Raw genomic sequence first — 25065 nt, 5'->3', positions numbered from 1 at the left:
GGCTCACTCGTCGGCCTGCGGATGCATGTTCTGCGCCATAGCGATCGCGACGCGGCGGTCGTCCTCGGTGGCGAGCGAGAAGGCCTGTTCCTGCATGGACTGGAGCCACGGCCTGTCCTTCGGCGAACACTGGTCGAGCGCCGCCGTCATGTAGGCAAGCCCGCGCACGGTCTGGCCTTCCTGGAAGATCACGTTGCCAAAGACGCCCATAGCACCAGCATGGCCGTTCTTACGCGCCCGGTTCAGCCATTTCTTGGCCTGCTGGACATTGACGGTGCCGCCCTCGCCCGAGAGCAGCATCCGCGCCAACTGGAACTGCGCCTCGGCGATGCCGAAGGTCGAGGCCGCCTGGAAATACAGCTGTCGCGCCTGCGGCAGGTCCGCCTGCACCGGGCTATCAGGAATACCGCGCCGGTAGTAGCCGGCAAGCGCGATCAGCGCGTTGACGAAATAGCCGGTGTCCTCGGAACCGGGCTCGACGCCCTGCTGGGCAATTTCGCTGTAGATCTTGAACGCTTCGAGGTCATTCTCGGCGACGCCGTCGCCATAGGCATACATATTGGCGAGCGCCCAGCGCGAACCCGTGTGGCCCTTCTCGGCGGCATAGCGATAGGCCTCGACCGCCTCGTCCTTGCGGCCGTTCTTGTAGGCGGAAAAGCCGAACTTGAAGAGCGCGAACGGACCCGACTCCTTCGTCACGCCCGCAGACGGATCGAAGGCCCGCGCCGGCCCGGCAGCGGTGGCGCCCACCGCCAGTGACATGCCCAGTACCGCCATCCTAAGCGACTTTAGTTCACCCGCGCGCATCACAATCAGTTTCTTCCGTTCCAGCCGGCAACGCCGACCCAACCACCACGCACAACATCGACCAGTCCGGAGCATCGTGTCGTTCGAGCGTTCACTTGCAGCGACGCCGGTCGGCCCATTCGGGCACCGCGCGCGTCAGCCATCTCGCGATCGATATCGGCCCGACCACGCGCCAAGCGCCAGTTGCTAGGGGATGTCATGGCGGTACACAAACTCAGTTCACCTCAAACGCAAACACGGCACTCGCACGTTTGTCGCTATTATCGCTGCTCCCATTTTGTGGCGGGAAATGGACATATTCGACACGGGCCGGATACTAGCAAAGCATAGTAATAAATGTGTTGCTGAATCGTCACATTCGCGATTGCTTATAAGCAGCGGCCGAAACGGATCGCTCAGGCAAAAAAAGAGCCCGGCAGAACCGGGCCCTGAGACGCTGATCGATGGAGATCAGAACCTGACTTTTAGCGATGTCGAGATCGCCCCGACGAAATCATTGTCGAAGTCATAGGTAACCTCGTCGCCGTAGACCTGTCCCTGGTAGGTCGTCGGACCGGACTCCCCGCTGGTCATGATGCCGACAACACCGGCAAGCCGCAGTTCGATGTTCTGCGTCGGAGTGTACGAAACGGCCGTACCCAGCGTCCAGGTATCGGTCTGCGTACCGATGCCTGTGCTCGTGCCCCGGTCCCAGGCCAGGCTGACAGCGCCGCTCCATTGATCGTTGAATTTGTGGCCAATGCCGCCGGTGACCGTCCAGCCGTCCCGATAGAGCAGATCAAGGCTCGTGCACGGCGTTGCCAGCGTTACAGTCGCAGGGCAGAAATTGAGGACTTGCAACTGGCTCCAGTCGGTCCATTTGACCGAACCGAATGCCAGCCATCCGGGAGCGATACCGGACTGCACCTTAAGCTCCAGCGAATCCGGCATCGACGCGGAGCCAGAGACCTCGTATTTGGTCAGGCCGAGTTGCCTCAGATCGATCGAACCCGAAAGGTCGTCCAGGTCGACGGCGCTGTTGTACACGAGGCTTGCGCGCATCGCGTATTCGGGGATTTCATAGGCGACACCGGTGCGCCAGCCCCATCCGGTACCTTCAAGATCGAGACGGCCGATGCCGTTCCCCGGCACCGCGAAATCTGGCGCAACGAGGCGCTCCTTGAAACCGCCGACTTCCTGGTAGAACGCACCGCCAATCAGACGGACGAAGCCCGGACCCATATCCCATTTGTACGAGCAGGTGGCTGCGTAGTTATCGCTTTCGACCTTTGTTTCGATATTATCGTTGGCACCCATCCAGTTCCTACCCGGATTGGCGTGGGCGCCCCAAGGCTGGGAGTAGTCCGCCATACAGTCAATACTGTCACCCAAACCAGCCTTTACGCCCACACGGGGCGCCCAATACCCTTCGGTATCCCGAACGCTTGTGCTGCCGCCGCCCAATCCATTGGAGCCGATGCCATTGGCAGGATTGATATCGGTTACGTTCTTGAGATCTCGCTGCGGATTTACGTAAGTCGCCGTCGCTTCGGCGGCGTAGTCCGACGGATCGAACAAGAGATCGATATTGTAACCGCTGCGCTCCAGCCCCCCAGCCTGCGCAGCCGACGCGACAAGCACTCCAGCAACCGCTGCGAGAATGCTCTTCTTCAGTCTATTTTGAGCCATTCAGCTCCTCCCCTCGTATTTCATGAATGCGGCGGTTCACCTCGCGCCGCCGTACTCGGACCCGAATATTCGACACGATCCCCGGATTGGCAATTCGCAAGCCCGGCCTAAACCCGACCAACTCGGTCATCAAATTTACGTAAGGATTTCACGATTCGGCCATATTCCGAGTATGGGAAAATGCGTTTCCTTATCTCCAGTATAAAATTGCTAAAATAAGAAAAATATTCCAATAAACGAGCAGCGTGTGACGTGACGACAACAATATTGCTTTTTGCAAAACAGTCCGTCCCCTTTCCCTTGGAAAAGCCTTCATCAAAACCCACGCGTGCAATTCCAAGCGTGATCGCGCAACAGCGGAGCGATTCGAAGTTGCATCGCGATAAAGAAAATCCGCGGCAATGCTGCCGCGGATTTTCACAAGCATTCAGGCATCAGCGGACTAACCTGCTTCCGAAACGCGGCTTAGCGCGACGCCGAGCGAGTCCTTCTGCAGGTTGAGCTCGGCAAGTCGCTCCCGTTCCGCCTCGACCAGTTCAGGCTTTGCGTTGGCGACGAATTTCTCGTTGGCCAGTTTGCCGAGAATTCGCTCGCGCTCGACATCGACCTTGGCGATCGCTTTCTCGAGGCGGTTTTTCTCGGCGGCCAGGTCGATGAGGCTGCCGAGCGGAAGGCAGGCCGTCGCCTCGCCGATGACGATCTGCGCGCTGCCGCGCGGCGCCGTTGCGGCGTGCTCGATGCTCTCGACCCTCGCCAGCCGCTTGATCGCCGGGCCATGACGATCGAGTCTCTCGCTCGTCAAACCCTTCGCGCCGACAATGACCAGGGGTGCCATTGCCGCCGGCGGGACGTTCATTTCCGCCCGGACGGAGCGAATACCCGACACGAGGTCGATCAGCCAGTTGATTTCGTCGGCGGCTAGGTCGTCCGCGTAGAAGGCCGCCGGCCATTCGGCGTGGCACAGGAGCGTGGCGCGGTCGCGCCCCGGTCCGGCGGTCTTGTCCCAGAGCTCCTCGGTCATGAACGGCATGAACGGATGCAGCAGCTTGTAGGTCTCGTCCAGCACATAGGCGACGCAGGCCTGCGATTCGCGCTTGGCGGCCTCGTCCTCGCCGCCGAAGACCGGCTTCAACAGTTCGAGATACCAGTCGCAGAACTGGTTCCATATGAAGCGGTAGAGGCTTCCGGCAGCGTCGTTGAAGCGATATCCCTCGACCGCTTCGGTGACGTCGCGGATCGTGCGCGATAGTTCGGTGAGGATCCAGCGGTTGACCGTCAGCGAGGCGGCTTCCGGAATGAAGCCGTCGCTGCTCGTGGCGCCGTTCATCTCGGCAAACCGCGTGGCGTTCCAGAGCTTGGTGCCGAAGTTGCGATAACCGGCAATGCGGGCCGGATCGAGCTTCACGTCGCGCCCCTGGGCCGCCATGATCGCCAGCGTGAAGCGCAGCGCATCGGCACCGTATTCGTCGATCAGTTCGAGCGGATCGATGACGTTGCCCTTCGACTTCGACATCTTCTGACCGTTCTTGTCGCGAACCAGCGCGTGAACATAGACGGTGTGGAACGGCTCGACGGGCGTGCCGTCGGCATCCTTCATGAAGTGCAGGCCCATCATCATCATCCGGGCCACCCAGAAGAAGATGATGTCGAAGCCGGTGACCAGGACATCGGTCTGGTAGTATTTTTCGAGCTCCGGCGTCTCCGTCGGCCAGCCGAGGGTCGAGAACGGCCAGAGGGCGGACGAGAACCAGGTGTCGAGCACATCCTCGTCACGCGTCAGGATTTCACCCGGCTTGAAGTTCTCGAGCAGGTCCTCGACATAGGCCTTCATCGGCCCTTCATGGGCGATGTAGTGCTGAATTGCGGCGTGCAGCGCCTCTTCCTCGGTCTTCTCGACGAAAACCTGGCCGTCAGGACCGTACCAGGCCGGGATCTGATGGCCCCACCAGAGCTGACGCGAAATGCACCAGGGCTGGATGTTCTCCATCCACTCGAAGTAGGTCTTTTCCCAATTCCTGGGGACGAAGGTCGTCCGTCCTTCCCTGACCGAGGCGATTGCCGGCTTGGCCAGCGTCTTTGCGTCGACATACCATTGTTCGGTCAGACGCGGCTCGATCGGCACGCCGCCGCGATCACCGTGCGGCACCGTATGCCGGTGCGGCTCTATGTGGTCGACGAGACCTGCCGCCTCGAGAATTTCGACGATCAGCCGCCGCGCCTCGAACCTGTCCTTGCCGTCGAGTTGATCCCAGGCGCCGTGGAGCGCAGCCGGGTGATCCAGGCCCTCCAGGAAATCCTCGTTGTTCTTGATCGCGATCCGGCCGTCCGGCGTCAACACGTTGACCTGACGAAGCCCTCTGCGCTTGCCGACCTCGAAGTCGTTGAAGTCGTGGGCGGGCGTCATCTTCACCGCGCCTGTGCCGGTCGTCGGGTCAGGATATTCATCGGCAACGATCGGTATGCGGCGTCCGACGATCGGCAGGATGACGTGCTGGCCGACGATCCCCTTGTAGCGCGCGTCATCGGGGTGCACGGCGACACCGGTGTCGCCGAGCATCGTTTCCGGACGCGTCGTGGCAACGACCAGATAATCGCGGGTTTCCCACTCGGTGGCATTGCCGTCGTCGTCGAAACCGACCGGATGCTGATAGGTGACGCCCTCTTCGAGCGGATAGCGCAGGTGCCAGAGATGGCCGTTGACCTCGACCTGCTCGACCTCGATGTCGGAAATCGCCGTCTGCAGCTTCGGATCCCAATTGACGAGACGCGTGTCGCGATAGATCAGCCCTTCCTTGTACAGGCTGACGAAGACCTCGATGACCGCTTCGGAAAGGCCCTCGTCCATGGTGAAGCGCTCGCGCGACCAGTCGCAGGAGGCGCCGAGGCGCTTCAACTGGTTGAAGATCAAGCCGCCGGACTCGCCCTTCCATTCCCAGACCTTGTCGATGAAGGCCTCGCGCCCCATCTCGCGGCGCCCCGGCAACTTCCGCTGCGCGAGCTGCCGCTCGACGACCATCTGCGTGGCAATGCCGGCATGGTCCATGCCCGGCTGCCAGAGCACATCCTTGCCGCGCATGCGCTCGAAGCGCACCATGACGTCCTGCAGCGTGTTGTTGAGGGCGTGGCCCATGTGCAGGGAGCCGGTAACATTCGGCGGCGGAATCACGACGCAGAAGGTTTCGGCGCCCGGCTTTACGCCGGCGCCGGCACGAAACGCGTTTTCATCGTCCCACTTCTTGGCAATACGCGGATCGACGGATGCGGAATCGTAGGTCTTATCGAGCATTCTTTGACCAATTTTGGAGATTGATGTCAGCGTTTTGTAAACCGGAACGGCCCGCGCAAGTCAACACAAACACGGAAAAAGCCGCAACGATTGCAGCGCCGTCGTGTCAACTCAAAGGTGTTCTGGTTGCGGCTTTGCTAGCCTGAATATCTCAAAGTAAGAGGTGCATCGGGCCCGCGAATCTGAGAAACTTCTTTTGCTACAAAGGGTTATCAGATTCGTTGAGGGGGTCCGATGCAAACACACTGTATCGCCGAGCAGCTCGAATTTGAAGGCTTCGACGGTCACAAAGTGGTAGCTGGTTTCGACGGCGGAGCGATCACCTCGGATGCCGGCGCCCTGCTGCTTCGCCATGTCGATGGGGTCATCGGACTGTTCGACCGGGTGGCCGCTTGCTTCGTTGATGACCGCGATCCGACGTGCACGGTCCACAGCGTGCGCACGCTGGTCGGGCAGCGCGTTGCGGCGATCGCGCTGGGCTACGAGGATGTCGATGACCACGACAGGCTGCGCCACGACCCGGTGCTCGCGCTTCTGTCGGAGCGGCTGACGCCGAAGCGGCAAGACTGTGCGGTGCTTGCCGGCAAATCCACCTTGAACCGGCTGGAGCACGGCCGTCTCGGCCAGCCGACGCGCTATCACAAGATCGCTTACGACAGGCAAGCGCTGGAAGCGCTGTTCATCGAGCTGTTCCTGGACGCGCACGACAGCCCGCCTGAGGAAATCGTGCTCGATCTCGACGCCACCGATGATCCGCTGCACGGTCACCAGGAGGGTCGGTTCTTTCACGGCTATTACAACTGCTATTGCTATCTGCCGCTGTACATCTTCTGCGGCCGCCACCTGCTTTCGGCCAAGCTACGGCGTTCGAACATCGACGCCAGCGCAGGCTCGGTCGCCGAAATCGATCGTATCATCGGGCAGATCCGCCAAAGCTGGCCAAACGTGCGCATCATCCTGCGCGCCGATTCCGGCTTCGCCCGCGACGAACTGATGGACTGGTGCGAGACCAACAAGGTCGACTATGTCTTTGGCCTTGCTCGCAACCCGCGGCTGGAAAGGCAAATCGCGCCGGCCATGGAGGAAGCAAGCCTGTTATCCCAGGCAAGCGCCCAGGCGACCCGCGTCTTCCGCGACTTCCTGTGGTCGACCAAGGACAGCTGGACACGACGACGGCGGGTCGTTGGAAAAGCGGAATGGACGCTGCTGGGCGCCAATCCGCGCTTCATCGTCACCTCCCTTAAGTCAGAGCGCTGGGCGGCACAGACGCTTTACGAGGATCTCTACTGCGCCCGCGGTGACATGGAGAACCGCATCAAAGAATGCCAGCTCGATCTCTACGCCGACCGCACCAGCGCCCACACCATGCACGCCAATCAACTGCGCCTCTGGTTCGCCTCGTTGGCCTACGTGCTGATCTGCGCCCTGCGCCGCCTTGGCCTTGCCCATACGCGGCTCGCCGAGGCGACCTGCGGCACCATCCGGCTGAAGCTGTTAAAGATCGGCGCCCAGGTCCGCGTCTCGGTGCGTCGCATCAAAATCGCGATGGCATCCGCCTGTCCCTATGCCGACGAATTTGCACTGGCACACGCCCGAATACGTGCCGCGGCCCGCTGATGCCGCCGGCCTGAAACCCTTCCGCAACCAGAACAGGAGACATCGCCGAACCCAGACCCGCCGCTCACAGTGGCGCCGACTCCGTTCGTCTTCGAAGCCGGAGCGCCAAACAGGCGTCCCGGCGGGCCGAGTTGCGCCACCGGCGCTAAAGGCGGTGAGAGAAGCGGGCTAGACAGCTCAGGCGCCAAGCAAGCATCAGGACCGGCGCCTCGTCGCTCTTTCGAGCGCTGCGAGCCGCCCTCCGGCAACGGATCAGCGACGGGGACCGCGTGCGACCCGCTCGATTTCTTCGCGCACCAGTCTCTCGACCAGCGTCGGCAAGTTGTCGTCGAGCCATTCCTGCAGCATCGGACGAAGCATGGCCTCGGCAATCTCGTCGAATGAGCGCCTCGGCCCGTAGTCCACGGCGTGCGCCAGGTCATCAAAAGCACGCGCCACCTGACGGCCGACGGCCGGTGAAACGATCGCCCCGCCGTTGTCGCCCTTCTCCGCCGCTTCCAAAGCCGGCAAGTGAGCCGGCGCCGCTGGCGCGGCGGACATCGACGCAGGTTCTTCAGCAAGGCTGCGCGACGAATCACCCTCGGGCGCCGATTCGGCGGCAGCCGAGGGGGCTTTCGAAAACGAAACTGCCGCCATTCGCTGCGTGATCACCGGGCTGTCCACTACCGGGCCGGTCGGCTCGGCATTGGTCGGCTCCTTGGTGGCGTAGTGCGATGCATGTCGCTCGGAGGCCGCGCGCACCCGTGCCGCCACGTCGGCAAGGGAAAGCGGCGACGAAGAGGATGCCGGCACTTCCGCGCCGATGCTGGCCGGCCCCGCGCTCGATGACGACATGTGGGAGGGAGTGTCGGATGAATCGAATATCGCGGCATCGATTTCAGAGTCGATCGTCAATTCGATCGCGTCGTCCGTACCGTCCTCGAAGCTTTGCCCTGCGCCGGCAAGCTCAGGCTCGTTGTTCTCGATGATCTTGCGAATGGATGCCAGGATCTCATCCATCGAAGGTTCTCGTGCGACATTGAGCTGTGCCATTTCAATCCTCGTTTGCTGCGGACAAGCGCGTGTCGGAAGCGGTCCGCGTGCCGATTTCGAAAGACCTTATGTGAGTCCGCGAACGAAACAAATGTCGCGAATCAGTTGAGGAAATTCTTGCACAGATTTGTTTTTTTGCAGCAGGTTCCGCAGCATCGAAAGCAAATCGCGCGCCCGTGGCAATCACGGGCGCGCGATATTTCTTTGCAATATGATCAGATTTCCTGAACCGAAGTCGTCAGCTCAAGAAAAGCAACGCTCGATAACCTCAGCGCCCGTCGACGGTACGCAGGCCGAACCACTTGTCCTTGACGGCTTCGTAGTGCTGCTCGGGGCGGTACTCGGCCACTTGCAGTCCCTGGTCCCTGACGGTCAGCTTGCCCATAGCCGCGAGCAGAGCGTAGCTCGCCACCACAGCATCGCGCTGAGCGGCGGCAAGCGCTTCCTGGGCATCCAGAACATCCTGTTGCGAGTCGAGCACGTCGAGGGTGGTGCGCTGGCCAACCTTGCGTTCTTCGATGACGCCTTCCAAAGCAAGGTTCGCGGCCGAAATCTGCGACCGGCTTGCGGTGATCCGGGCGAGCGCGGATTCGAGCTGCGCATGGGCGGAAACGACCGTCTGCTGCACCGATGCGCGCGCCGAATCGACGAGAATGCGTTGCTGACCCAGGACTTCCTTCGCCTGGCGGATCTGACCGTATTCAGCGCCGCCCTGATAGATCGGCACTTCGAGGCGGGCGGTAACACTCGCCGTGGTGTCGTCAAGACCCGCTGTCCCGGAATTGCCGGTGTTGCGCGTCACCGATCCCTGTAGGACGACACCGGGCAGCATCGTGCCCTCGGCCGATTTCACCTGGAAACCAGCCGAATCGACGTTGTACTGCGCTGCGAGAATCTGCGGGTTCTCCCGCAGGCCGGTGGCAACCGCCTGATCGAGCGACCTCGGCATGGCCTTCGTTGCCGGCCGCGGCTGCCGGATACCCGTCGGGGCGTCGCCGACGATCTGCACATAGACCGCTTCGCTCTGCTTCAACTGTGCAATTGCGGTGACGAGCAGCGACTGGGCGTTGGCGAGTTCCGCATCAGCCTGGCTCACGTCGGTCCGGGTCCCCTCGCCGACATCGAGGCGAGCCTGGGCAGCATTCAATTGCTCCCTGAGGAAGGCCAGGTTCTGGCGACGAATGGCGACGATCTGCTGGTCGCGGGCGATATTCGCATAGGACTGGGCGGCGGCCAGAAGAATCTGGATCTCGTTGGCCTTCAGCGTCTCCCGGCCGGAGAACACGTCCGATTGCGCTGCCCTGACGTTGTTCAGGGTCTGAAATCCGTCGAAAATGGTCTGGGTGATCGAAATGCCGACCTGCCCGTCATGGAAATCGCGGGTCCCCGTTCTCTCCTGATCGACGCGTGTCAGCGTGCCGGTCGCCGCGGCAGAAATCTGCGGGCGGTAACCGGACTTGGCGATCGGAACGCCTTCGTCGGTGGCACGCAGACCGGCACGCGCGGCATTGAGATCCGGATTGTTCCCGTAGGCCTTGGCCATTGCCCCGGAGATCGTCTCAGCGAGCAGAGCGTGCGGCGCAAGCAATACACTGGTCGAGACAGCCGCCCACAAGGCTGCTTTGCGGACAATCGACACCATCTTCCCTCCGTTCAGCCGAGCGGCACGCGCCCGGCAATTTTCAGCGGATCAAATCCCCCATGGGTGACCCGCTCAATCCAAATGCGACGAAGCGCCCTGCCGCCCCTCGGCGGGCAAATCACCGCTTCTTTCCACTTTGAACCCCGGATTCGAACTTACGACAACCGTACACTGCATTCGAGGGGGGTATTTCAAAAAGAAACACATGATACGTTGCCGATTGGCAACATTGCAGAATTTGGCCTTAACACGCGCATGCTGAGTTGCCTCAATAAGAGGCACCTCAGAAAATAAACGACCGCTCGCGATGGAAGCCAGGCAGCGGCTTCACGGACGTGTTGAAATCGGATCGCTCGGAAGTCCTGCCCGATTCACGCGTGTAGAGTTTTGCACGCGAGGCGTTACCAAACCCTTCAACGGCGACGAGGCGACCGCCATCACGAAGCTGCTCGAAGAGCGGGGCTGGGATAGCTTCGACCGCACCGTTGATAAAGATCACGTCATAGGGGGCTTCGGCTGCATATCCCTTGGTGAGATCGCCGCTTGTTACCGCAGCGTTGCCATAGCCGAGACGCGCCAGCGTTTCAGTCGCTGCGGCAATCAGCGACTCATCGCTTTCCAGCGCCACCACGGAGCCGGCGATCAGCGACAGCAAGGCGGAAGCGTACCCCGTCCCGGAACCGATCTCGAGGACCTTGTCCGATTTGCTGATTCGGGCGAGTTGCAGCAATTTCGCCAATGGAGACGGCTCCATGAGGTGGCGCGGCGCGGCCCCGCCGACAAGCTCGATATCGGTGTCGATATAGGCCAGTTCCTTCATCTTCGCCGGCACGAATTCCTCGCGTGGCACGGTGAGGAAGGCAGTCAGAACCGAATGGGAGGTCACATCCGTCGTTCGGATCTGGTTGTCCACCATCTTAATGCGCGCTGCTTCGAAGTTCATGATTCTGCCTCATGTGCGAATGGGCGCGGCGCCGCCAACCCGGAACCTGCGCGCGATCTCAGCCTGGCTGCGTGACAGCCTCTTGCCTAAGCTCATAATTCGCCGCACCGCCGGTTTCAAGCGACCGCGGCGTTCGGACCGCAAAAAGCAGAGCCGCCAGCGGGCAAGGCTGGCGGCTCGATGCGGTTGGATGATGGCGACTGGTACGGCGAGAGCCGTCAGCGGCCGGGTGCGGCCTCGAGCCCGACGAGCGCTATCTTGCCGTAGCCCGCTCCCTGTATCAGGTTCATGACTGCCATCAACTCGCCGTAGTCGACCAGTCGGTCGGCGCGAAGCAGGACGCGGGTTTCCTTGCTTCCGTTGGTGATGCGCTCGAGCTCAGCGACGAAGGCGTCCCGTGCCGTCTCCTCATTGCCGATCGCGAGCGAGAGGTCCGCCTTCAACGTCACGAAGACCGGCTTGTCGTCGCGCGGCGTCGGCGCGGCGACCGATTGCGGCAGATCCACCTTCATGTCGACGGTCGCCAGGGGGGCGGCCACCATGAAGATGATCAGGAGAACCAGCATCACGTCGATGAACGGCGTGACGTTGATCTCGCTGTTCTCGTCGAGATCGCCGCTGTCTTCGGATACACGCCCAGCCATGGCCCTCACCCGATCCTGGCGATCGACGCATCGGCGCCGTAGCCGTCCTGGCGACGCGGTTGCGCCTTGCGGACATGACGATGGTCGAGATCGCGGCTCACCAGCCTTTCAACCGCTGCGGCGGCATCCGCCAGGACGAGCTTGTACCCCCCGACCGAGCGGGCAAAGTAATTGTAGATCACCACTGCCGGGATGGCGGCGACAAGGCCGATGGCGGTTGCCAGCAGGGCTTCGGCGATACCCGGCGCGACAATCGCCAGATTGGTCGTTTGCGCTTTGCTGATGCCGATGAAGGAATTCATGATGCCCCAGACCGTGCCGAACAGGCCGACGAAGGGGCCGACCGAACCGATCGATGCCAGGATGCCGGTGCCTGCGCTCATCCGCTTGCCGGCGCGGACCTCGATGCGGGCAAGCAGCGAGGCGACACGCTCCTTGATGCCTGCTACGGGGGCATGATCCAGGACCGCCTCGGAACGAGCGACCTCATCGACAGCGGCAGCGATCATCTGGCCCGCGGCTCCGGCCTTGCGGTCGAGTTCCACCTCGGCCAAGCCCCTTGCTGCGGCAAGGACGCGAAGTGCACGCTTCATCCGCGATTTCGCAAAGGCAAGCTCCAGGGTCTTCACCAAGAAAATCGCCCAGGTGGCCACAGAGGCAAGAGCGAGCGAGATCATCACGCTTTTGACGACCATGTCGGCGGCCAGGAACATGCCGACCGGTGACAGGTCATGCGGAAGGACCGGAGCGCCGGCGATCGCGCCGCCTTCGGCCGGCGGAGGCGCGGTTATGGGGGCCGGTTGGCCCGCAGCCTCAGCCGGCATCTGGACCGCCGCCTGGGCTTCGACCGTCGCCGATGGTGCCGTCTGGGCGGCGACCACGGCCGGACCGGAAAGGAGAATGGCGAGCGTGGCCGCCAGCAGCATGTTCAAAGTCGGTCGGCTCCGATTCGACATCTCGTTCCTCATAAATCGTGCGCTGACCCGATCGGCTTCGGCGCGTCGGGCAAGCCAGGCTTTCCTCGCCGGCATGCTCCTTACGACAAACCGGGTTCGGATGACAAGGATATCTGGAGTATAATAATCATGAATAACAGCGTGGCAACGCCAGACCGAAGCTATATGCCTGATCCCTCCTAGAACGCAGCCTGTTCCGAGGAAAAACTATCGCTGCGCCAGTCATAGCGCCGGTGCCGCTGCCAAGGCCTTTGCGTCGACGGGAACGACGTTACGATGCGCATGCGCTCAGGCGCCGCCGCATCGGCATAGATCTCGATCGCACCAGTCTGTCGCAATGTCGCACCGGTCACGACCAGCGACTTGCCTGACGAACAGGCCGGCAGCGTCCGCCGCGTTGCGGCGATCAGCAGATCGACACGGCCGCAGAGCACCGCGAAAACCTCCGGCACATCGACGACGGCTACTGCCCACCCCTCCCGGCTGCGACCGACGCACCACTCGCCCTTGCGGCAAGAAAAGTTTCCCGGCTTCGCAGCGGTCAAGGCCGTCGCCGCTTCGGCCGCGCTCGCTCTTGCGTCGACCGGTTGCGTGCCCGCGGAATTCCGCGGCGGGCGGCGTTCAACATCATTGGTGCTCCGGCCGCCGGCGGCCGTCTCGACCGGCGCGACGTGGCTGTCGAGAGCAAGCGCCCGTCGCCATTGCGAGAAGATGAACTCCGGCGGCCGCGACTTGTTGGTGCCGATCGCGTCTCCCACGATCAGCCCGACCAACTGGCCGTCTTCGGATATCGTAATCGATGGCCGTACCGCCTGGCGTTCCAGCGCAATCGATGACCCGCCCAGAAGGATGAGTGCCGCGCCGAGGAAGGCGAGTCGGGTTCTCAGCACGCAGAGCAACACTCCGCCGAAAGCGAGCAGGAAGAAACCCGTGACGCCGATCCGACCCGTCACCCACTCGCCGTCGAGCGTCGCCACATAGCGCGCGACGCCAAGCATCCAATCCAGCCCCTGCCCCATCACCATCAAGGGGTAATGTTCCAGCCCGAAGGGCATGAGCAGCATGGCAAAGAGCCCGAACGGCATGATGAGAATGCCGATCAACGGCGTCGTCAGGACATTGGCGAGGAGCCCGTAGGCGGGCAGCCGATGGAAGTGCGCTGCCGCATAGACGGCCGTGGCGAGACCGCCAATGAGCGACGTCGCGACGGTGGCGACGACGGGACCGGAGACTTGGCCCAGTCGAGATGACTTGGCATCCGCATTCCGCAGCCGATGGTCCCGCCAGCGCGCATAGCCGGCGACGAGTGCCAGCGTCGCGGCAAAGGACATCTGAAAGCCGGGCCCGGCCACGGCCGAGGGCGACCATGCGATGATGATGAGGGCGGCAAGCGCGACGTTGCGCAGGCTGATGGAGACGCGGTCGAAAAGGACGGCGACGAGCATGATCGAGATCATGATCCAGGATCTGAGGGCCGACACCGCCCCACCGGAAATCAGGATATAGAGGAAAACCATGGTGAGCGCGCCGGCGGCGGCAAACTTCTTGATCGGGCGCCTCGCCGCAAGGCCTGGAACGAGGCTCAGCAGCGTTCGCGCGCCGATGAGGAAGGTGCCGGCTGCCAGCACCATGTTAAGCCCGGAGATCGCAAGGACGTGCGAAAGCCCGGCGGCCCGCAATGTCTCGACGGTCTCGCGGCTGATGGCGCGTTCCTCACCGGTCACCAGCGCTGCGGCGATGGCGCCGGTATCGCCGCCGATCGCCGAACGAATCCGATTGCCCACCGTTTCGCGCAAAGCCGCCAGGCGGGCGGCCATCTGAAGGGAGAGCGAGAGACTGCCATCGCCCTCCCCTGGCCTGCGCGGCGCACCGTAGAAGAAGCCGACGGCGCCCACACCTTTGAAATAGGCATCGAATGCGAAATCGTTGAGACCCGGCAGCGCCGGGCCGGAGGGCGGCGAGAGACGAACCTTGCCCTCGATGGCGGAACCGATGGGAAAGGGTTCGTGCCGACTGCGTGCCAAAAGCGTCGCTTTCCCGGGCGGCCTGCGAAGCTTCGGCCCCGAAGTCCCGCCGATCTCGACCAGGTAGCGCCAGCGCCCTCTGTCGTCCGGCTCACGCGACAGCACCGTGCCACGCAGATTCGTCGTCACCGAACCATCGAGGATGACGGTATCGACACGGCGCGTCTCTATCGCGGCAAGCAGCATGCCGGCGACGAGGATGGCTGGCGCGAGCGCGAGCGGCCGCCACGCACGCAAATCTCCCCGGCAGAACAATGCAGATATGCCGAAAATGCAAAGCAGCGCTGCGAGTTTGGCAGGTCCGACGTCTTCCGGCAGGGAAAACCAAAGGATCGCACCAAGCGCCAGAAGCACCGGAATCAACACGAAGCCATGGCCGAAATCATCTTCCTCGCGCAACTTCGCGCGTAGACCATCGGCGATGGAGCCTGCCGAAGTTCGAAGTTGGCTGGCGGAAAAGCGGCGATCGAGCCGCACAAGGGGATCTTGAGCCACCTGGATCTGCACGGGTTCGCGAGTATCGAGCACCACAACGGGGCCTGATAGACGCCATGCGCCGCGCTCCGCGTCGCGCAGCCTCGCCGGTCCCCGCCCCTCCCGCATTTCGCCCTGCTTTACCCCTCTGGCTGCCTGCGCCGATCCTGCAACCAAAGGAACCGCATTGCAATCGGAAGACTAGCTGCCGAAAAAATAGGCAGAGCTAACCGCGCATGGCTTTACCGCGAGATTAGCGATCATTGATCTTTGCGGATATATTGCCATAACATGTGTTTGTTGCGCCGCCATATGCACATTTTCGCATCGCACAATTTGCCTTTCGTACAGCTTGGCAGTCGAAACTAAATCATATAGCAAATTCGCAACGCTTAATTTGGTGGCATAGGACGATGTGCCACAGCGCCAAAAGACGGAGGGTCCCATGTCAGGAACTAGCGCGACAATCTCAATCGATGGAAAAGCAGCTGACCTGCCAGTGAGATCGGGATCCATCGGTCCGGACGTGGTGGACATCGGCTCGCTTTACAAGCAGACCAAGATGTTCACTTACGATCCCGGCTTCACGTCGACGGCATCGTGCGAATCGAAGATCACCTATATCGACGGCGACGAGGGCGTGCTGCTGCACCGCGGCTACCCGATCGAACAGCTTGCCGATCACGGCGACTTCCTGGAAGTCTGCTATCTCCTTCTCTACGGCGAGCTGCCGACGAAGGCGCAGAAGGACGACTTCGACTATCGCGTGACGCATCACACGATGATTCACGAACAGATGTCGCGGTTCTTCACCGGCTTCCGCCGCGACGCCCATCCGATGGCCGTCATGTGCGGCTGCGTCGGCGCGCTGTCGGCCTTCTATCATGACTCGACCGACATCACCGACCCGCATCAGCGCATGGTCGCCTCGCTGCGCATGATCGCCAAGATGCCGACGATCGCGGCAATGGCCTACAAGTACCACATCGGCCAGCCTTTCGTTTACCCGAAGAACGACCTCGACTACGCCGCGAACTTCCTGCGCATGTGCTTCGCCGTACCCTGCGAGGAATATGTCGTGAACCCGGTTCTGGCACGCGCCATGGACCGCATCTTCATCCTGCACGCCGACCACGAGCAGAACGCCTCGACCTCGACGGTGCGCCTGGCCGGCTCGTCGGGTGCCAACCCGTTCGCCTGCATCGCCGCCGGCATTGCCTGCCTGTGGGGTCCCGCTCACGGCGGCGCCAACGAGGCGGCCCTCAACATGCTCGCCGAGATCGGCACTGTCGATCGCATTCCGGAATATATCGCCAAGGCCAAGGACAAGAACGATCCGTTCCGCCTGATGGGCTTCGGTCACCGGGTCTATAAGCACTATGATCCACGTGCGAAGATCATGCAGAAGACGACGCACGAGGTCCTGGCCGAACTGGGTCACAAGGACGATCCGCTCCTCGAAGTGGCGATGGAGCTCGAGCGCATCGCGCTGACCGACGAGTACTTCATCGAGAAGAAGCTCTATCCGAACATCGACTTCTACTCAGGCATCACGCTGAAGGCACTCGGCTTCCCCACCACGATGTTCACCGTTCTCTTCGCGCTTGCCCGCACCGTCGGCTGGATCGCCCAGTGGAACGAGATGATCGAAGATCCGGAACAGCGCATCGGCCGACCGCGCCAGCTCTATGTCGGCGCGCCGCTTCGCGACTACGTGCCGATCTCCAAGCGCTGATCGCAACAGCCCACCTTTGAAAAAGCCCGGTCAGGAATGGCCGGGCTTTTTGCTTTGGAGATAGCTGAGGACGATTTCTGCCGCCTTCTCGCCCGGCGGGCTGTCGGTCGCCATGCGCTGTTGCACGATCGCGAAGCCGTCAAGCATGGCGGCGCGCTGCGGCGTGTCGCGCGAAAGCCTCTCGAACCAGCGGGTGAGCGTTCCGGGCCGAATGGACTTGTTGAAATATTCGGGAACGACCGGAAAATCGGCAATGAGGTTCGGCAGTGCCGCCGTCCAGATGCGGATCTTTTCATGGAGGAGCGTAACCAGCCAGTCCGCACGATAGGTCGAAACAACCGGAACGCCTGCCAGGGCCAATTCGAGGATGACCGTGCCCGAAGCGGCGATCGCCGTATCCGCCTCGCTGAAGGCTCGCCATTTCATTTCCGACTCAACGGAGATCTCCGGCTGAACCTTCCAGGCTGCGGTCAGCTCTCGCACGCGCCGCTCCTGCCGCGGTACCGTCGGCAGCAGGAAACGGGTGCCCGGATTGCGTGCCGCGATTTCCAGGACGGCTTCGTCGAAGACCGGCAGCAAGCGGCTGATCTCGCTGGCGCGCGAGCCCGGAAGCAGCAGACAGGTCCTGGTTCCCTCCACCTGCTCCACCTGCTGCCTCTGACGCCGGTGCTCCCGAACCGCGATCAGATTGGCGTCCGAGGCGAGCCGATGGCCGACATAGGTGGTCGGCGGCCCGCCGAGCTTTGCCATCACCTCCGGCTCGAAGGGAAGCACGGCAAGCACATGGTCGACATAGCCGAGCATCCGGGGCGCCCGCTCCGGCTTCCAGGCCCAGACGCTCGGACAGACATAGTCGATGATCGGCAGATCAGGCAGGGCGGCGCGCACCTGGCGGGCGACACGATGGGTAAAATCGGGGCTGTCGATGATGACGAGGGCATCCGGGCGCGCCGCCGCAATGGCGCGGGCGGTCTGTCTTATGCGCAAGAGAAGTTGCGGCAGGCGTGCCAGGACCTGCGAGAAGCCCATGATCGACAGTTCGGAATAATCGAACAGGGAAACAAGGCCCTCGGCCTCCAGCGCATCCCCACCAACCCCGACGAGTTCAATCGCCCCGTCGATCCGCCCCCGAAGAGCGCGCACCAGATCGGCGCCGAGCAGGTCTCCGGAAACCTCGCCGGCTATGATCGCCAGCCGGTAGGTCCGCCCTGTCATCGCGGCCGCTCACGAGCATTGCGCTCGATCCCCAGAACGAAAAGACCGCTTCGGTTCGCCGTCTCGATGACCGCCGGCCGTTCGAGGACGAGTGCGCGCCCGGCCTCGACGGCTATGCCGGCGAGCCCTGCCGCTTCGGCGCCCGCCACGGTCGAGGGACCGATCGACGGCAGATCTGCACGCTCGTCCTGTTGCGGCTTGCAGAGCTTGACGAGAACGCCGCGACGTCGGCTCGACACACGGCCGTCCGCCTTCAGTTCGGCGACCCGCGCCAGCATGGCGTCGGTTCCCTCGGCGCCTTCCAGTGCCACCACCCTGCCCCCGATGGCGACGGCCCCCTGTCCGACGTCGAGCGTCCCCAGGGCGTTGGCGGCAGCGATACCCGCCTCGATGTCACGCAGGTCGTCGTCCGTCGACGTGTGTTCTCCAATGGGGCCAATGTCCGCAAGCAGGCCGGGAACGACCTCGTGCGCGCCGATGACCCGGGCGCCACTTGCTTCGATCAGGTCCATGGCCATGCGCAAGACTGCGTCGTCTCCGCCGGAGACCAGCGTCCTGAGCACGCTCGGTACTTTTGCCAGCGTTTTCAGGGTCGGGCGGATGTCGCGCCAATCCGGCCGCCGCCGGACCGCGCCGGAAAGCACGACCCGATCGATTCCCTCCGCCGCAAAGGCTTTGCTGATGGCGGCGAAATCACCAATGGCCAGAGTGGCGTGGTCGAAGCCGCTCCAATCGGCATCAGCCTCCCGCGACAGCGCAATAATGAACGGGTCTTCTCCCTGCCGGCGGGCGGCCTCCGCCACATGGTGCGGGAGGGCGCCGGCGCCTGCGATGATGGCAAGCCTGCCGCTCGTACGCGGCAGGTGCGAAACGGCCATGGCCTTCAACCCTTGCCGCCGCGGTTAGGCGATGACAGAGCGCGGTCGCTTTCCGCTGCGATGAAGTCGAGAATCTCCATCGCCGGCGGGCAATCGAGATATTCGTCGCGCACGGCAGCTGCGTTGGCGCGAATCGATTCCGGTCCCTCGAAGATCTGCTTGTAGCAGCGCCGCACCGCGTGGATGACCGGACGCTCGAAGCCGGCGCGCGTCATGCCGACGACATTGAGACCGCTCAGCACGCCCGGATTGCCGTTGAGCATGCCATAGGGGATGACGTCGTAGCTGACCGCCGACAGCCCGCCGATGAAGGCCTGCTTGCCGACGCGGGTGAACTGATGAACGGCCGAGCCGCCGCCGAGAATGGCACGGTCCTCGACGGTCACATGGCCGGCAAGCATCACGTTGTTCGACAGGATGATGTTGTTTCCAAGCCGGCAATCATGCGCCACATGCGAATAGGCAAGAAACAGGTTGTTGTTGCCGACCACGGTTGTTCCACCATGTTCGACGGTGCCCGTGTTCATCGTGACGCCTTCGCGGATCGTGCAGTTCTCACCGATCACCAGAGTCGTATCGACGGCGCTGTGATGCACGCTCTGGGAATCCCCGCCGATCACCGCACCGGGGAAGATCTTCGTCCCCTTTCCGATCGTCGTGCGCCCGATCACGACCACATGGCTGAGAAGTTCAACGCCATCGCCCAGAACGACATTCGGCCCGATATGGCAAAACGGGCCGACTTTGACGTTCTCACCGATCACCGCGCCGTCTTCGACAACGGACGCCGGATGGATCTTGGCACTTGATACAACCATGTTCAGGCGTCTTCCTTGCTGACAATCATCGCGCCGATATCAGCTTCCGCGACAAGTTGCCCGTCAACTTTTGCGTCACAGTGAAATTTCCAGATATTGCCCCGCTGCTTCTGCTTCGTGACATGGAACTCGACCCGATCGCCGGGCACCACGGGCTTGCGGAACCGCGCGTTGTCGATCGTCATGAAGTAGACGAGGTTGCTGCCGATGCCTGTCTTGCGTGCACAGATTGCACCCGCAGTCTGCGCCATGCCCTCGATCAGCAGCACGCCCGGCATGATCGGCTTTTCCGGGAAATGGCCGGTAAAATGCGGCTCGTTCGCCGTCACGTTCTTGATGCCGATCGCCGAATTGTCGTCGTCGATCTCGATGATGCGGTCGACGAGCAGGAACGGATAGCGATGGGGAAGAAGTCTGAGGATCTCCTGAAGGTCCGCCGTGCCGAGAACTGTCGCAGCGTCATTCATCCTTGCCACCCTTTTTCTTATGCCGTTCACTTGACCGCATGGCGATTTCCGCGACTTCCCGCAGAAAGTCCCGCATCGGCCGCGCCGGAATTCCGCCGTAACGCTCGCCTGCCGGAACGTCGCTCGCCACACCGCTCATCGCGGCGATCTGCGCTCCATCTCCAATCGTGGTATGTCCGTTGACACCGGCATTGCCGCCGATCATCACGCCGTCGCCGATCCGCGCGCTGCCAGCGATGCCGACCTGGCTGACGATGCCGCAATAGCGGCCGATGCGGACGTTGTGGCCGATCTGGACGAGATTGTCGATCTTCGTGCCCTCGCCGATCACCGTGTCGTCCATTGTGCCGCGATCGACCGTCGTATTGGCACCGATCTCCACATGATCCTGGATGATCACCCGGCCGACCTGAACGATCTTGATCATCCCGCCCTTTGGACCAGGCGCATAACCGAAGCCGTCCTGGCCGATGCGCGCACCGGGATGAATGATGACATTGTTGCCGATCAGCGCACAGAGGATGCTGGCACCAGCCGATATCGTGCAATCCCTGCCGATCCGAACCTGCGGCCCGATCACCGCGCCGGCCGCGATCCGCGTACCGCTGCCGATCTCCGCACCGGCGCCGACGACCGCCGTCGGCTCTACCTCGACCCCCGGCTCGAGGCGGGCCGTCGGATCGATGAAAGCTCCAGGCGCTATGCCGCGCAGGCTGGTGTTGTACGAGGGACGCAGCGCCTCCCCATGCAGCAACGCACCGGCAAGAGCGAATGCCGTGTGCGGCTTCTGGGTCAGGAGAACGGGAATGCGGCTCGGTACGATCGATGCGATCGCCTTGTCGCAGATGATCGCGGATGCCTGGCAGCTCTCCAACTCATCGCGGCTCTTGCGCGACAGCATGTAGCAGACATCGCCGGCCTTGGCGCGATAAACCGGTGCCACCCCATGGATGGGATGATCGGCCACGCTCGCATCGGAAAGTTCCGCCCCAATCCGATCCGCGAGGTCACCCAGGCGAATCCCCTGATGGGGCGGAAAAAACCAGTTCTGTTCCATGGACACTCCAGAACGATTTCTTGGCAGTTCTGGACTGCACTTATCAGAACGACGAATTGATACCAAACTTGAAGTTCTGGATCTCGTCGAAGTCTTCCTTTGCAACCGGCACTGCGTAGTCGACGCGAAGCGGGCCGAACGGCGAAGCCCAGATCAGGCTGACGCCGACGGAGACGCGCAAGGAGGCATCCGTACCCTCAGCAAATTCGCCCGCGCCTGTCAGCGCCACGTCGTTGCCATAAAGCGTACCGGCATCGACGAATAAGGCGCCGCGGAAGCCGCTGTCACGCGGGATACCCGGCAGCGGGAACGACGCTTCGGCGGAAGCCGTGAAGTAGGTCGTGCCGCCCAACGCATCGCCATTGTTGACGCGCGGACCGATACCATTGCGCTCGAAGCCGCGGATGTCGTTGCTGCCCAGCTGGAACTGGTCGAAGACTTCCATCGAGCCCGAGGTCTTGAACAGGTGCCCGGCGCTGCCGGCGAGCGAGGCGATGATGTCCGCTTCGTCGTTCACCGTGTAATACCACTTGGCCTTACCCGTCAGCTTGTAGAAATCGGACGTGCCACCGAGGCCGGCGAACTCCTGCGTTACCGATGCGAGGATACCCTCGTGCGGCAGCTGGGCGTCATCAAGCGTGTTGTAGGTGACCGACTGCGATACCGACGAACGCGTCCACGGGCTGTCCTCGACAACGCGGTCATAGGGCGACGACAGCTCGTCCTGATCGCCGAAATATTCGAGCTCCGTGTAGTTGTAGCGCAGCGTCGTCGACAGGTTCTCGGTGATCGGCGCGGTGACGCGCAGACTGAAGCCCTGGTCGTTGTAGCTGTAGTTGTCGTCGTCGAAATCGTGCTCGTTCTTGAAGAGGTCGAAACCTGCAGCCAGGCGGTAGCCCAGGAAATACGGTTCCGTGAACGAGACGTTGTAGGTCTGGCTGTCTTCGCCCTTGCCGGCGGCCAGACGGATATATTGGCCGCGTCCGAGGAAGTTCTTCTCTTCGATCGAGGCTTCGACGAGGAAGCCGCCGCCGCTGCCGGCCGCATAGCCGGCGCCGATGCCGAACGAACCCGTCGACTGGTCCTGCACGTCGACGACGACGATGACGCGGTCAGCCGCGCTGCCCGGCGCCGTCGTGATATTGACCGACGAGAAGTAACCGAGCGCCTCGAGCCGGCGCTTGGCGCGTGCAATCATTTCCTGGTTGAAGGCATCGCCTTCGCCGACATCGAATTCGCGACGAATGACGTAATCGCGCGTACGGGTGTTGCCGCGGATTTCGATGCGCTCGACATAGGCACGCTCGCCCTGGTCGACGAGATAGTCGACGGCGATCGTGTGGTTGGCGAGGTCACGATTGCCGCGCGGCGTCACACGGGCGAAGGGGTAGCCCGCCGATGCGACACGCTTGGAGATCTCGCTCATCGTGTCCTGGATGTCCTTGGCCTTGTAGACGGAACCTTCGCGGCTCTGAACGAGCCCCTTCAACTCCTCGGCATTGACGCCCTCGACGGTCGATTCAACGTTGATTGCGCCGAAGTCGTAGCGCGGCCCTTCTTCGACGGTGATCGTCACCGTGTATTCGTTGGTCGCCTCGTTGAGCGTCGCTTCGGACGAGATGATGTTGAAGTCCGCGTAACCGCGGTTGTAGTAGAACTGCCGCAGCAGCTCTTCGTCGGCGCGCAGCTTGTCGGGGTTGTAGACGTCCTTGCGCGTCAGGAACGAGAAGATCCCGGATTCCTTGGTCGCAATCACCGACTGCAGACGACCGTCACTGTAGGCCTCGTTGCCCACGAAATTGATCTGCGTGATCTTGGTGCGCTCGCCCTCGTTGATGACGAAGGCGAGGTTGACCCGGCCCTCGGCGATCGGCACGACCTGCGTCGTCACGGTGACGTCGCTGCGGCCGATTGCGGCGTAGGCGTCCTTAATGGCCTGGATGTCGGTCTCGACAGTCGCTTCGCTGTAGGGGCCGAGCGGCTGCGTGCGGACGACGCCCTGGAGCTTGTCGTCCTTGATCTTGCGGTTGCCGTTGAAGACGACCTGATTGACGAGTTGGTTCTCGCTGACGTTCACAACGAGCGTGCCGCCGGAGATGCTGATGCTGACGTCGGAGAAATAGCCGGTTGCGTAGAGGCGCTTCACCGACGCGTCGATATCCGCATTGCTGAAGCTCTTGCCGGGGACGATCGTGATGTTCGCGCGAACGGTTTCCGGGCTGACACGCGTAGCACCACGCACTTCAACGCGGCTGATGACCGCTGCCTGGGCGACCGACGTGCTGGCAACCAGTGCCGCACCCGTTCCTGTCGCAACCATGCTTGCCGACAGCGCAAACGCCGACACCGCGTTCAAAAACCTTGAACCAGCTTTCATTGCAATTCTTACCTTTTTCCAACGTCCCGCGGCAATTTCGTACCGACTCCGGTCACGGTTGCCGTTTTACCCGCTTTTCCCATACAAGCAAGCCAGCTCGTTAATTTCTGTTTACTTCAATTCGAACCGTGGCTTAACAGCCACTACGGCGTTGCGTTATCGTAAACAAATCGTTGCAAAGCAAGCTTGTGAAGCCCGATCGTTCACAGCTTTCCTGAAAGAACGGATCCCCCTCGTTCAACCCCGGCAGTCCTAACCGAACAGCCAATTTATGTCGTTCCAGGCGGCAAACACAGTGAGCATCAGCACCATGGCGAAGCCGATCCGGAATGCGAGCTCCTGGGCGGCCGGACCAACCGGCTTGCCGCGCAGCGCCTCGACCGCATAGAACATCAGGTGGCCGCCATCAAGAACCGGCACCGGCATGAGGTTAAGCAATCCTATCGAAACCGAAAGGACGGCAGCGAAGTTGAGGACTTCGGCGATGCCCAGTTTTGCCATCTGTCCGGACATCTGCGCGATGCGGATCGGCCCTCCCACCTGGTCGGCATTCATCCGGCCGACGAAGAGATTCGACAAATAGTCGAACGTCCCGGTCACGATCCGCCAGCTCTGCAAGGCGCCCTGCCCGACCGCTTCGAGGGGGCCATAAGTCTCGACGCGGAAGTTGCCCGCCTCTTGATTCGTGCCGATGCCGATCTTTCCTTCCTCGACCTTGTTGCCGAGCGGGTCGACGGATTCGGTGCGTTGCGGCACCATGTCGAGATCGACCTCGGCGCCGGCGCGGTCGATGCGAACCTTGATCGGGAGGTCGGGGCGAACGCTGACGTAACGGCGGACATCGTCGAAGGTGGCGATCCTCTTGCCGTCGATCGAAATCAATCTGTCGCCGGGCAGGACGCCCGCCTTTTCGGCCGCACTGCCGGGTGCGACGAAGGCCACCACCGGATCGGCGACGGCACGGCCGTAGATCGAAAAGAGAACGGCAAAGATGGCGATCGCCAGGAGGAAGTTGGCGATTGGGCCAGCCGCGACAGTTGCCGCCCGCTTCCACAGCTTGGCTCCCAGGAAAGTGCGGGCGCGCTCTTCCGGCCTGATCGTTTCCAGGCGCCGGTAGTCGGGCGTGCTTGCCGCATCCTCGTCGCCGAAGAATTTCACATAGCCGCCAAGCGGGATTGCGCAGAACTTCCATCTCGTTCCGTGGCGATCCGTCCAGCCGAACAGTTCCGGGCCGAAGCCGACGGAGAAGGCAACGATGCGAATGCCGGACCAGCGACCCACGAGATAGTGCCCCATCTCATGGACGAAGACCAGCAGGGTCAGGAGAAACAGGAAGGTGGGAATGGTGTATTGCAGATTGTCTAGCAGAAGGCTCATATCAATTCCTATCGCATCCGCGTTGCCGCCGTCAGACTTCGGATTGCC

At 62.2% G+C, this 25065-nt stretch carries 18 protein-coding genes; 2 read left to right on the top strand and 16 right to left on the bottom strand.

All coding sequences use genetic code 11. The features are described from left to right. Positions 1-3: 3 nt before the first annotated feature. The 3 genes from exoR to NGR_RS18045 all read right to left on the bottom strand — a co-directional run bounded on the left by exoR (position 4) and on the right by NGR_RS18045 (position 5761). On the bottom strand, positions 4-807 hold the full coding sequence (gene exoR / locus NGR_RS18055; protein WP_164924293.1) for an exopolysaccharide production regulator ExoR: 804 nt from the start codon (positions 805-807) through the stop codon (positions 4-6). Positions 808-1257: 450 nt separating this feature from the next. Further along, positions 1258-2475, bottom strand: a complete 1218-nt coding sequence (locus NGR_RS18050) for an OmpP1/FadL family transporter (protein WP_012707915.1) — start codon at positions 2473-2475, stop codon at positions 1258-1260. Positions 2476-2917: 442 nt separating this feature from the next. After that, complete coding sequence (locus NGR_RS18045; RefSeq protein WP_012707913.1) at positions 2918-5761, bottom strand: valine--tRNA ligase; 2844 nt, start codon at positions 5759-5761, stop codon at positions 2918-2920. Positions 5762-5995: 234 nt separating this feature from the next. Here NGR_RS18045 and NGR_RS18040 point away from each other — a divergent pair, with 234 nt between their 5' ends. Continuing rightward, entirely contained in the window at positions 5996-7378 is a 1383-nt protein-coding gene (locus NGR_RS18040; protein ID WP_012706579.1) for an IS1380-like element ISRsp7 family transposase, read from the top strand. 252 nt (positions 7379-7630) lie between these two features. Here the strand turns inward: NGR_RS18040 and NGR_RS18035 are convergent, their stop codons facing one another. From NGR_RS18035 to NGR_RS18010, 6 genes are all read right to left on the bottom strand, one after another. Continuing rightward, the gene (locus NGR_RS18035) at positions 7631-8410 is read right to left on the bottom strand and encodes a PopZ family protein (RefSeq protein ID WP_012707910.1); all 780 of its coding nucleotides are present in this window, start codon (positions 8408-8410) and stop codon (positions 7631-7633) included. Between the two features lie 268 nt (positions 8411-8678). Next, a complete protein-coding gene (gene tolC / locus NGR_RS18030; protein WP_164924292.1) occupies positions 8679-10052 on the bottom strand; it encodes an outer membrane channel protein TolC in 1374 nt (457 codons plus the stop codon). Between the two features lie 283 nt (positions 10053-10335). Next, complete coding sequence (locus NGR_RS18025; RefSeq protein ID WP_012707907.1) at positions 10336-10995, bottom strand: protein-L-isoaspartate O-methyltransferase family protein; 660 nt, start codon at positions 10993-10995, stop codon at positions 10336-10338. A gap of 218 nt (positions 10996-11213) precedes the next feature. Continuing rightward, positions 11214-11639, bottom strand: a complete 426-nt coding sequence (gene exbD, locus NGR_RS18020) for a TonB system transport protein ExbD (RefSeq protein ID WP_012707906.1) — start codon at positions 11637-11639, stop codon at positions 11214-11216. A 5-nt stretch (positions 11640-11644) separates the two neighbouring features. After that, complete coding sequence (gene exbB, locus NGR_RS18015) at positions 11645-12595, bottom strand: tonB-system energizer ExbB (protein WP_012707905.1); 951 nt, start codon at positions 12593-12595, stop codon at positions 11645-11647. Positions 12596-12774: 179 nt separating this feature from the next. Continuing rightward, complete coding sequence (locus NGR_RS18010) at positions 12775-15222, bottom strand: ComEC/Rec2 family competence protein (protein ID WP_012707904.1); 2448 nt, start codon at positions 15220-15222, stop codon at positions 12775-12777. A gap of 316 nt (positions 15223-15538) precedes the next feature. Between NGR_RS18010 and gltA the strand changes: the two genes are divergently transcribed. Further along, complete coding sequence (gltA, locus tag NGR_RS18005; RefSeq protein ID WP_012707903.1) at positions 15539-16828, top strand: citrate synthase; 1290 nt, start codon at positions 15539-15541, stop codon at positions 16826-16828. Positions 16829-16858: 30 nt separating this feature from the next. Here gltA and lpxB read toward each other — a convergent pair whose 3' ends face one another. The 7 genes from lpxB to rseP form a co-directional block, all read right to left on the bottom strand. Beyond that, complete coding sequence (lpxB, locus tag NGR_RS18000) at positions 16859-18043, bottom strand: lipid-A-disaccharide synthase (protein WP_012707902.1); 1185 nt, start codon at positions 18041-18043, stop codon at positions 16859-16861. After that, positions 18040-18921 (bottom strand): LpxI family protein, encoded by an 882-nt coding sequence (locus NGR_RS17995; RefSeq protein WP_012707901.1) that lies wholly within the window; start codon positions 18919-18921, stop codon positions 18040-18042. Before NGR_RS17995 ends, lpxB begins: the two co-directional genes overlap by 4 nt. A gap of 5 nt (positions 18922-18926) precedes the next feature. Then, the gene (gene lpxA, locus NGR_RS17990) at positions 18927-19739 is read right to left on the bottom strand and encodes an acyl-ACP--UDP-N-acetylglucosamine O-acyltransferase (protein ID WP_012707900.1); all 813 of its coding nucleotides are present in this window, start codon (positions 19737-19739) and stop codon (positions 18927-18929) included. A 2-nt stretch (positions 19740-19741) separates the two neighbouring features. Next, positions 19742-20206, bottom strand: coding sequence for a 3-hydroxyacyl-ACP dehydratase FabZ (gene fabZ / locus NGR_RS17985; protein WP_012707899.1), 465 nt, complete (start codon positions 20204-20206; stop codon positions 19742-19744). After that, positions 20199-21263, bottom strand: a complete 1065-nt coding sequence (gene lpxD, locus NGR_RS17980) for a UDP-3-O-(3-hydroxymyristoyl)glucosamine N-acyltransferase (protein WP_012707898.1) — start codon at positions 21261-21263, stop codon at positions 20199-20201. The genes fabZ and lpxD overlap by 8 nt, the downstream gene beginning before the upstream one ends. Positions 21264-21306: 43 nt before the next feature. After that, complete coding sequence (bamA, locus tag NGR_RS17975) at positions 21307-23640, bottom strand: outer membrane protein assembly factor BamA (RefSeq protein WP_012707897.1); 2334 nt, start codon at positions 23638-23640, stop codon at positions 21307-21309. A gap of 252 nt (positions 23641-23892) precedes the next feature. Next, a complete protein-coding gene (gene rseP, locus NGR_RS17970; RefSeq protein ID WP_012707896.1) occupies positions 23893-25017 on the bottom strand; it encodes an RIP metalloprotease RseP in 1125 nt (374 codons plus the stop codon). Positions 25018-25065 lie beyond the last annotated feature (48 nt).

This window comes from Sinorhizobium fredii NGR234 (assembly GCF_000018545.1).
In the GTDB taxonomy this organism is placed as follows: domain Bacteria; phylum Pseudomonadota; class Alphaproteobacteria; order Rhizobiales; family Rhizobiaceae; genus Sinorhizobium; species Sinorhizobium fredii_A.
Note: the sequence above shows the minus strand (reverse complement) of the source record. Positions and strands in the feature narration are given on the sequence as shown.

Coding starts and splice junctions, on each gene's coding strand:
- NGR_RS18040 (WP_012706579.1), top strand. CDS start 5,996: ATGCAAACACACTGTATCGCCGAGCAGCTCGAATTTGAAGGCTTCGAC.
- bamA (WP_012707897.1), bottom strand. CDS start 23,640: ATGAAAGCTGGTTCAAGGTTTTTGAACGCGGTGTCGGCGTTTGCGCTG.
- NGR_RS17995 (WP_012707901.1), bottom strand. CDS start 18,921: ATGGCCGTTTCGCACCTGCCGCGTACGAGCGGCAGGCTTGCCATCATC.
- lpxB (WP_012707902.1), bottom strand. CDS start 18,043: ATGACAGGGCGGACCTACCGGCTGGCGATCATAGCCGGCGAGGTTTCC.
- rseP (WP_012707896.1), bottom strand. CDS start 25,017: ATGAGCCTTCTGCTAGACAATCTGCAATACACCATTCCCACCTTCCTG.
- NGR_RS18050 (WP_012707915.1), bottom strand. CDS start 2,475: ATGGCTCAAAATAGACTGAAGAAGAGCATTCTCGCAGCGGTTGCTGGA.
- gltA (WP_012707903.1), top strand. CDS start 15,539: ATGTCAGGAACTAGCGCGACAATCTCAATCGATGGAAAAGCAGCTGAC.
- NGR_RS18025 (WP_012707907.1), bottom strand. CDS start 10,995: ATGAACTTCGAAGCAGCGCGCATTAAGATGGTGGACAACCAGATCCGA.
- exbB (WP_012707905.1), bottom strand. CDS start 12,595: ATGTCGAATCGGAGCCGACCGACTTTGAACATGCTGCTGGCGGCCACG.
- lpxD (WP_012707898.1), bottom strand. CDS start 21,263: ATGGAACAGAACTGGTTTTTTCCGCCCCATCAGGGGATTCGCCTGGGT.
- NGR_RS18045 (WP_012707913.1), bottom strand. CDS start 5,761: ATGCTCGATAAGACCTACGATTCCGCATCCGTCGATCCGCGTATTGCC.
- exoR (WP_164924293.1), bottom strand. CDS start 807: ATGCGCGCGGGTGAACTAAAGTCGCTTAGGATGGCGGTACTGGGCATG.
- fabZ (WP_012707899.1), bottom strand. CDS start 20,206: ATGAATGACGCTGCGACAGTTCTCGGCACGGCGGACCTTCAGGAGATC.
- lpxA (WP_012707900.1), bottom strand. CDS start 19,739: ATGGTTGTATCAAGTGCCAAGATCCATCCGGCGTCCGTTGTCGAAGAC.
- exbD (WP_012707906.1), bottom strand. CDS start 11,639: ATGGCTGGGCGTGTATCCGAAGACAGCGGCGATCTCGACGAGAACAGC.
- NGR_RS18035 (WP_012707910.1), bottom strand. CDS start 8,410: ATGGCACAGCTCAATGTCGCACGAGAACCTTCGATGGATGAGATCCTG.
- NGR_RS18010 (WP_012707904.1), bottom strand. CDS start 15,222: ATGCGGGAGGGGCGGGGACCGGCGAGGCTGCGCGACGCGGAGCGCGGC.
- tolC (WP_164924292.1), bottom strand. CDS start 10,052: ATGGTGTCGATTGTCCGCAAAGCAGCCTTGTGGGCGGCTGTCTCGACC.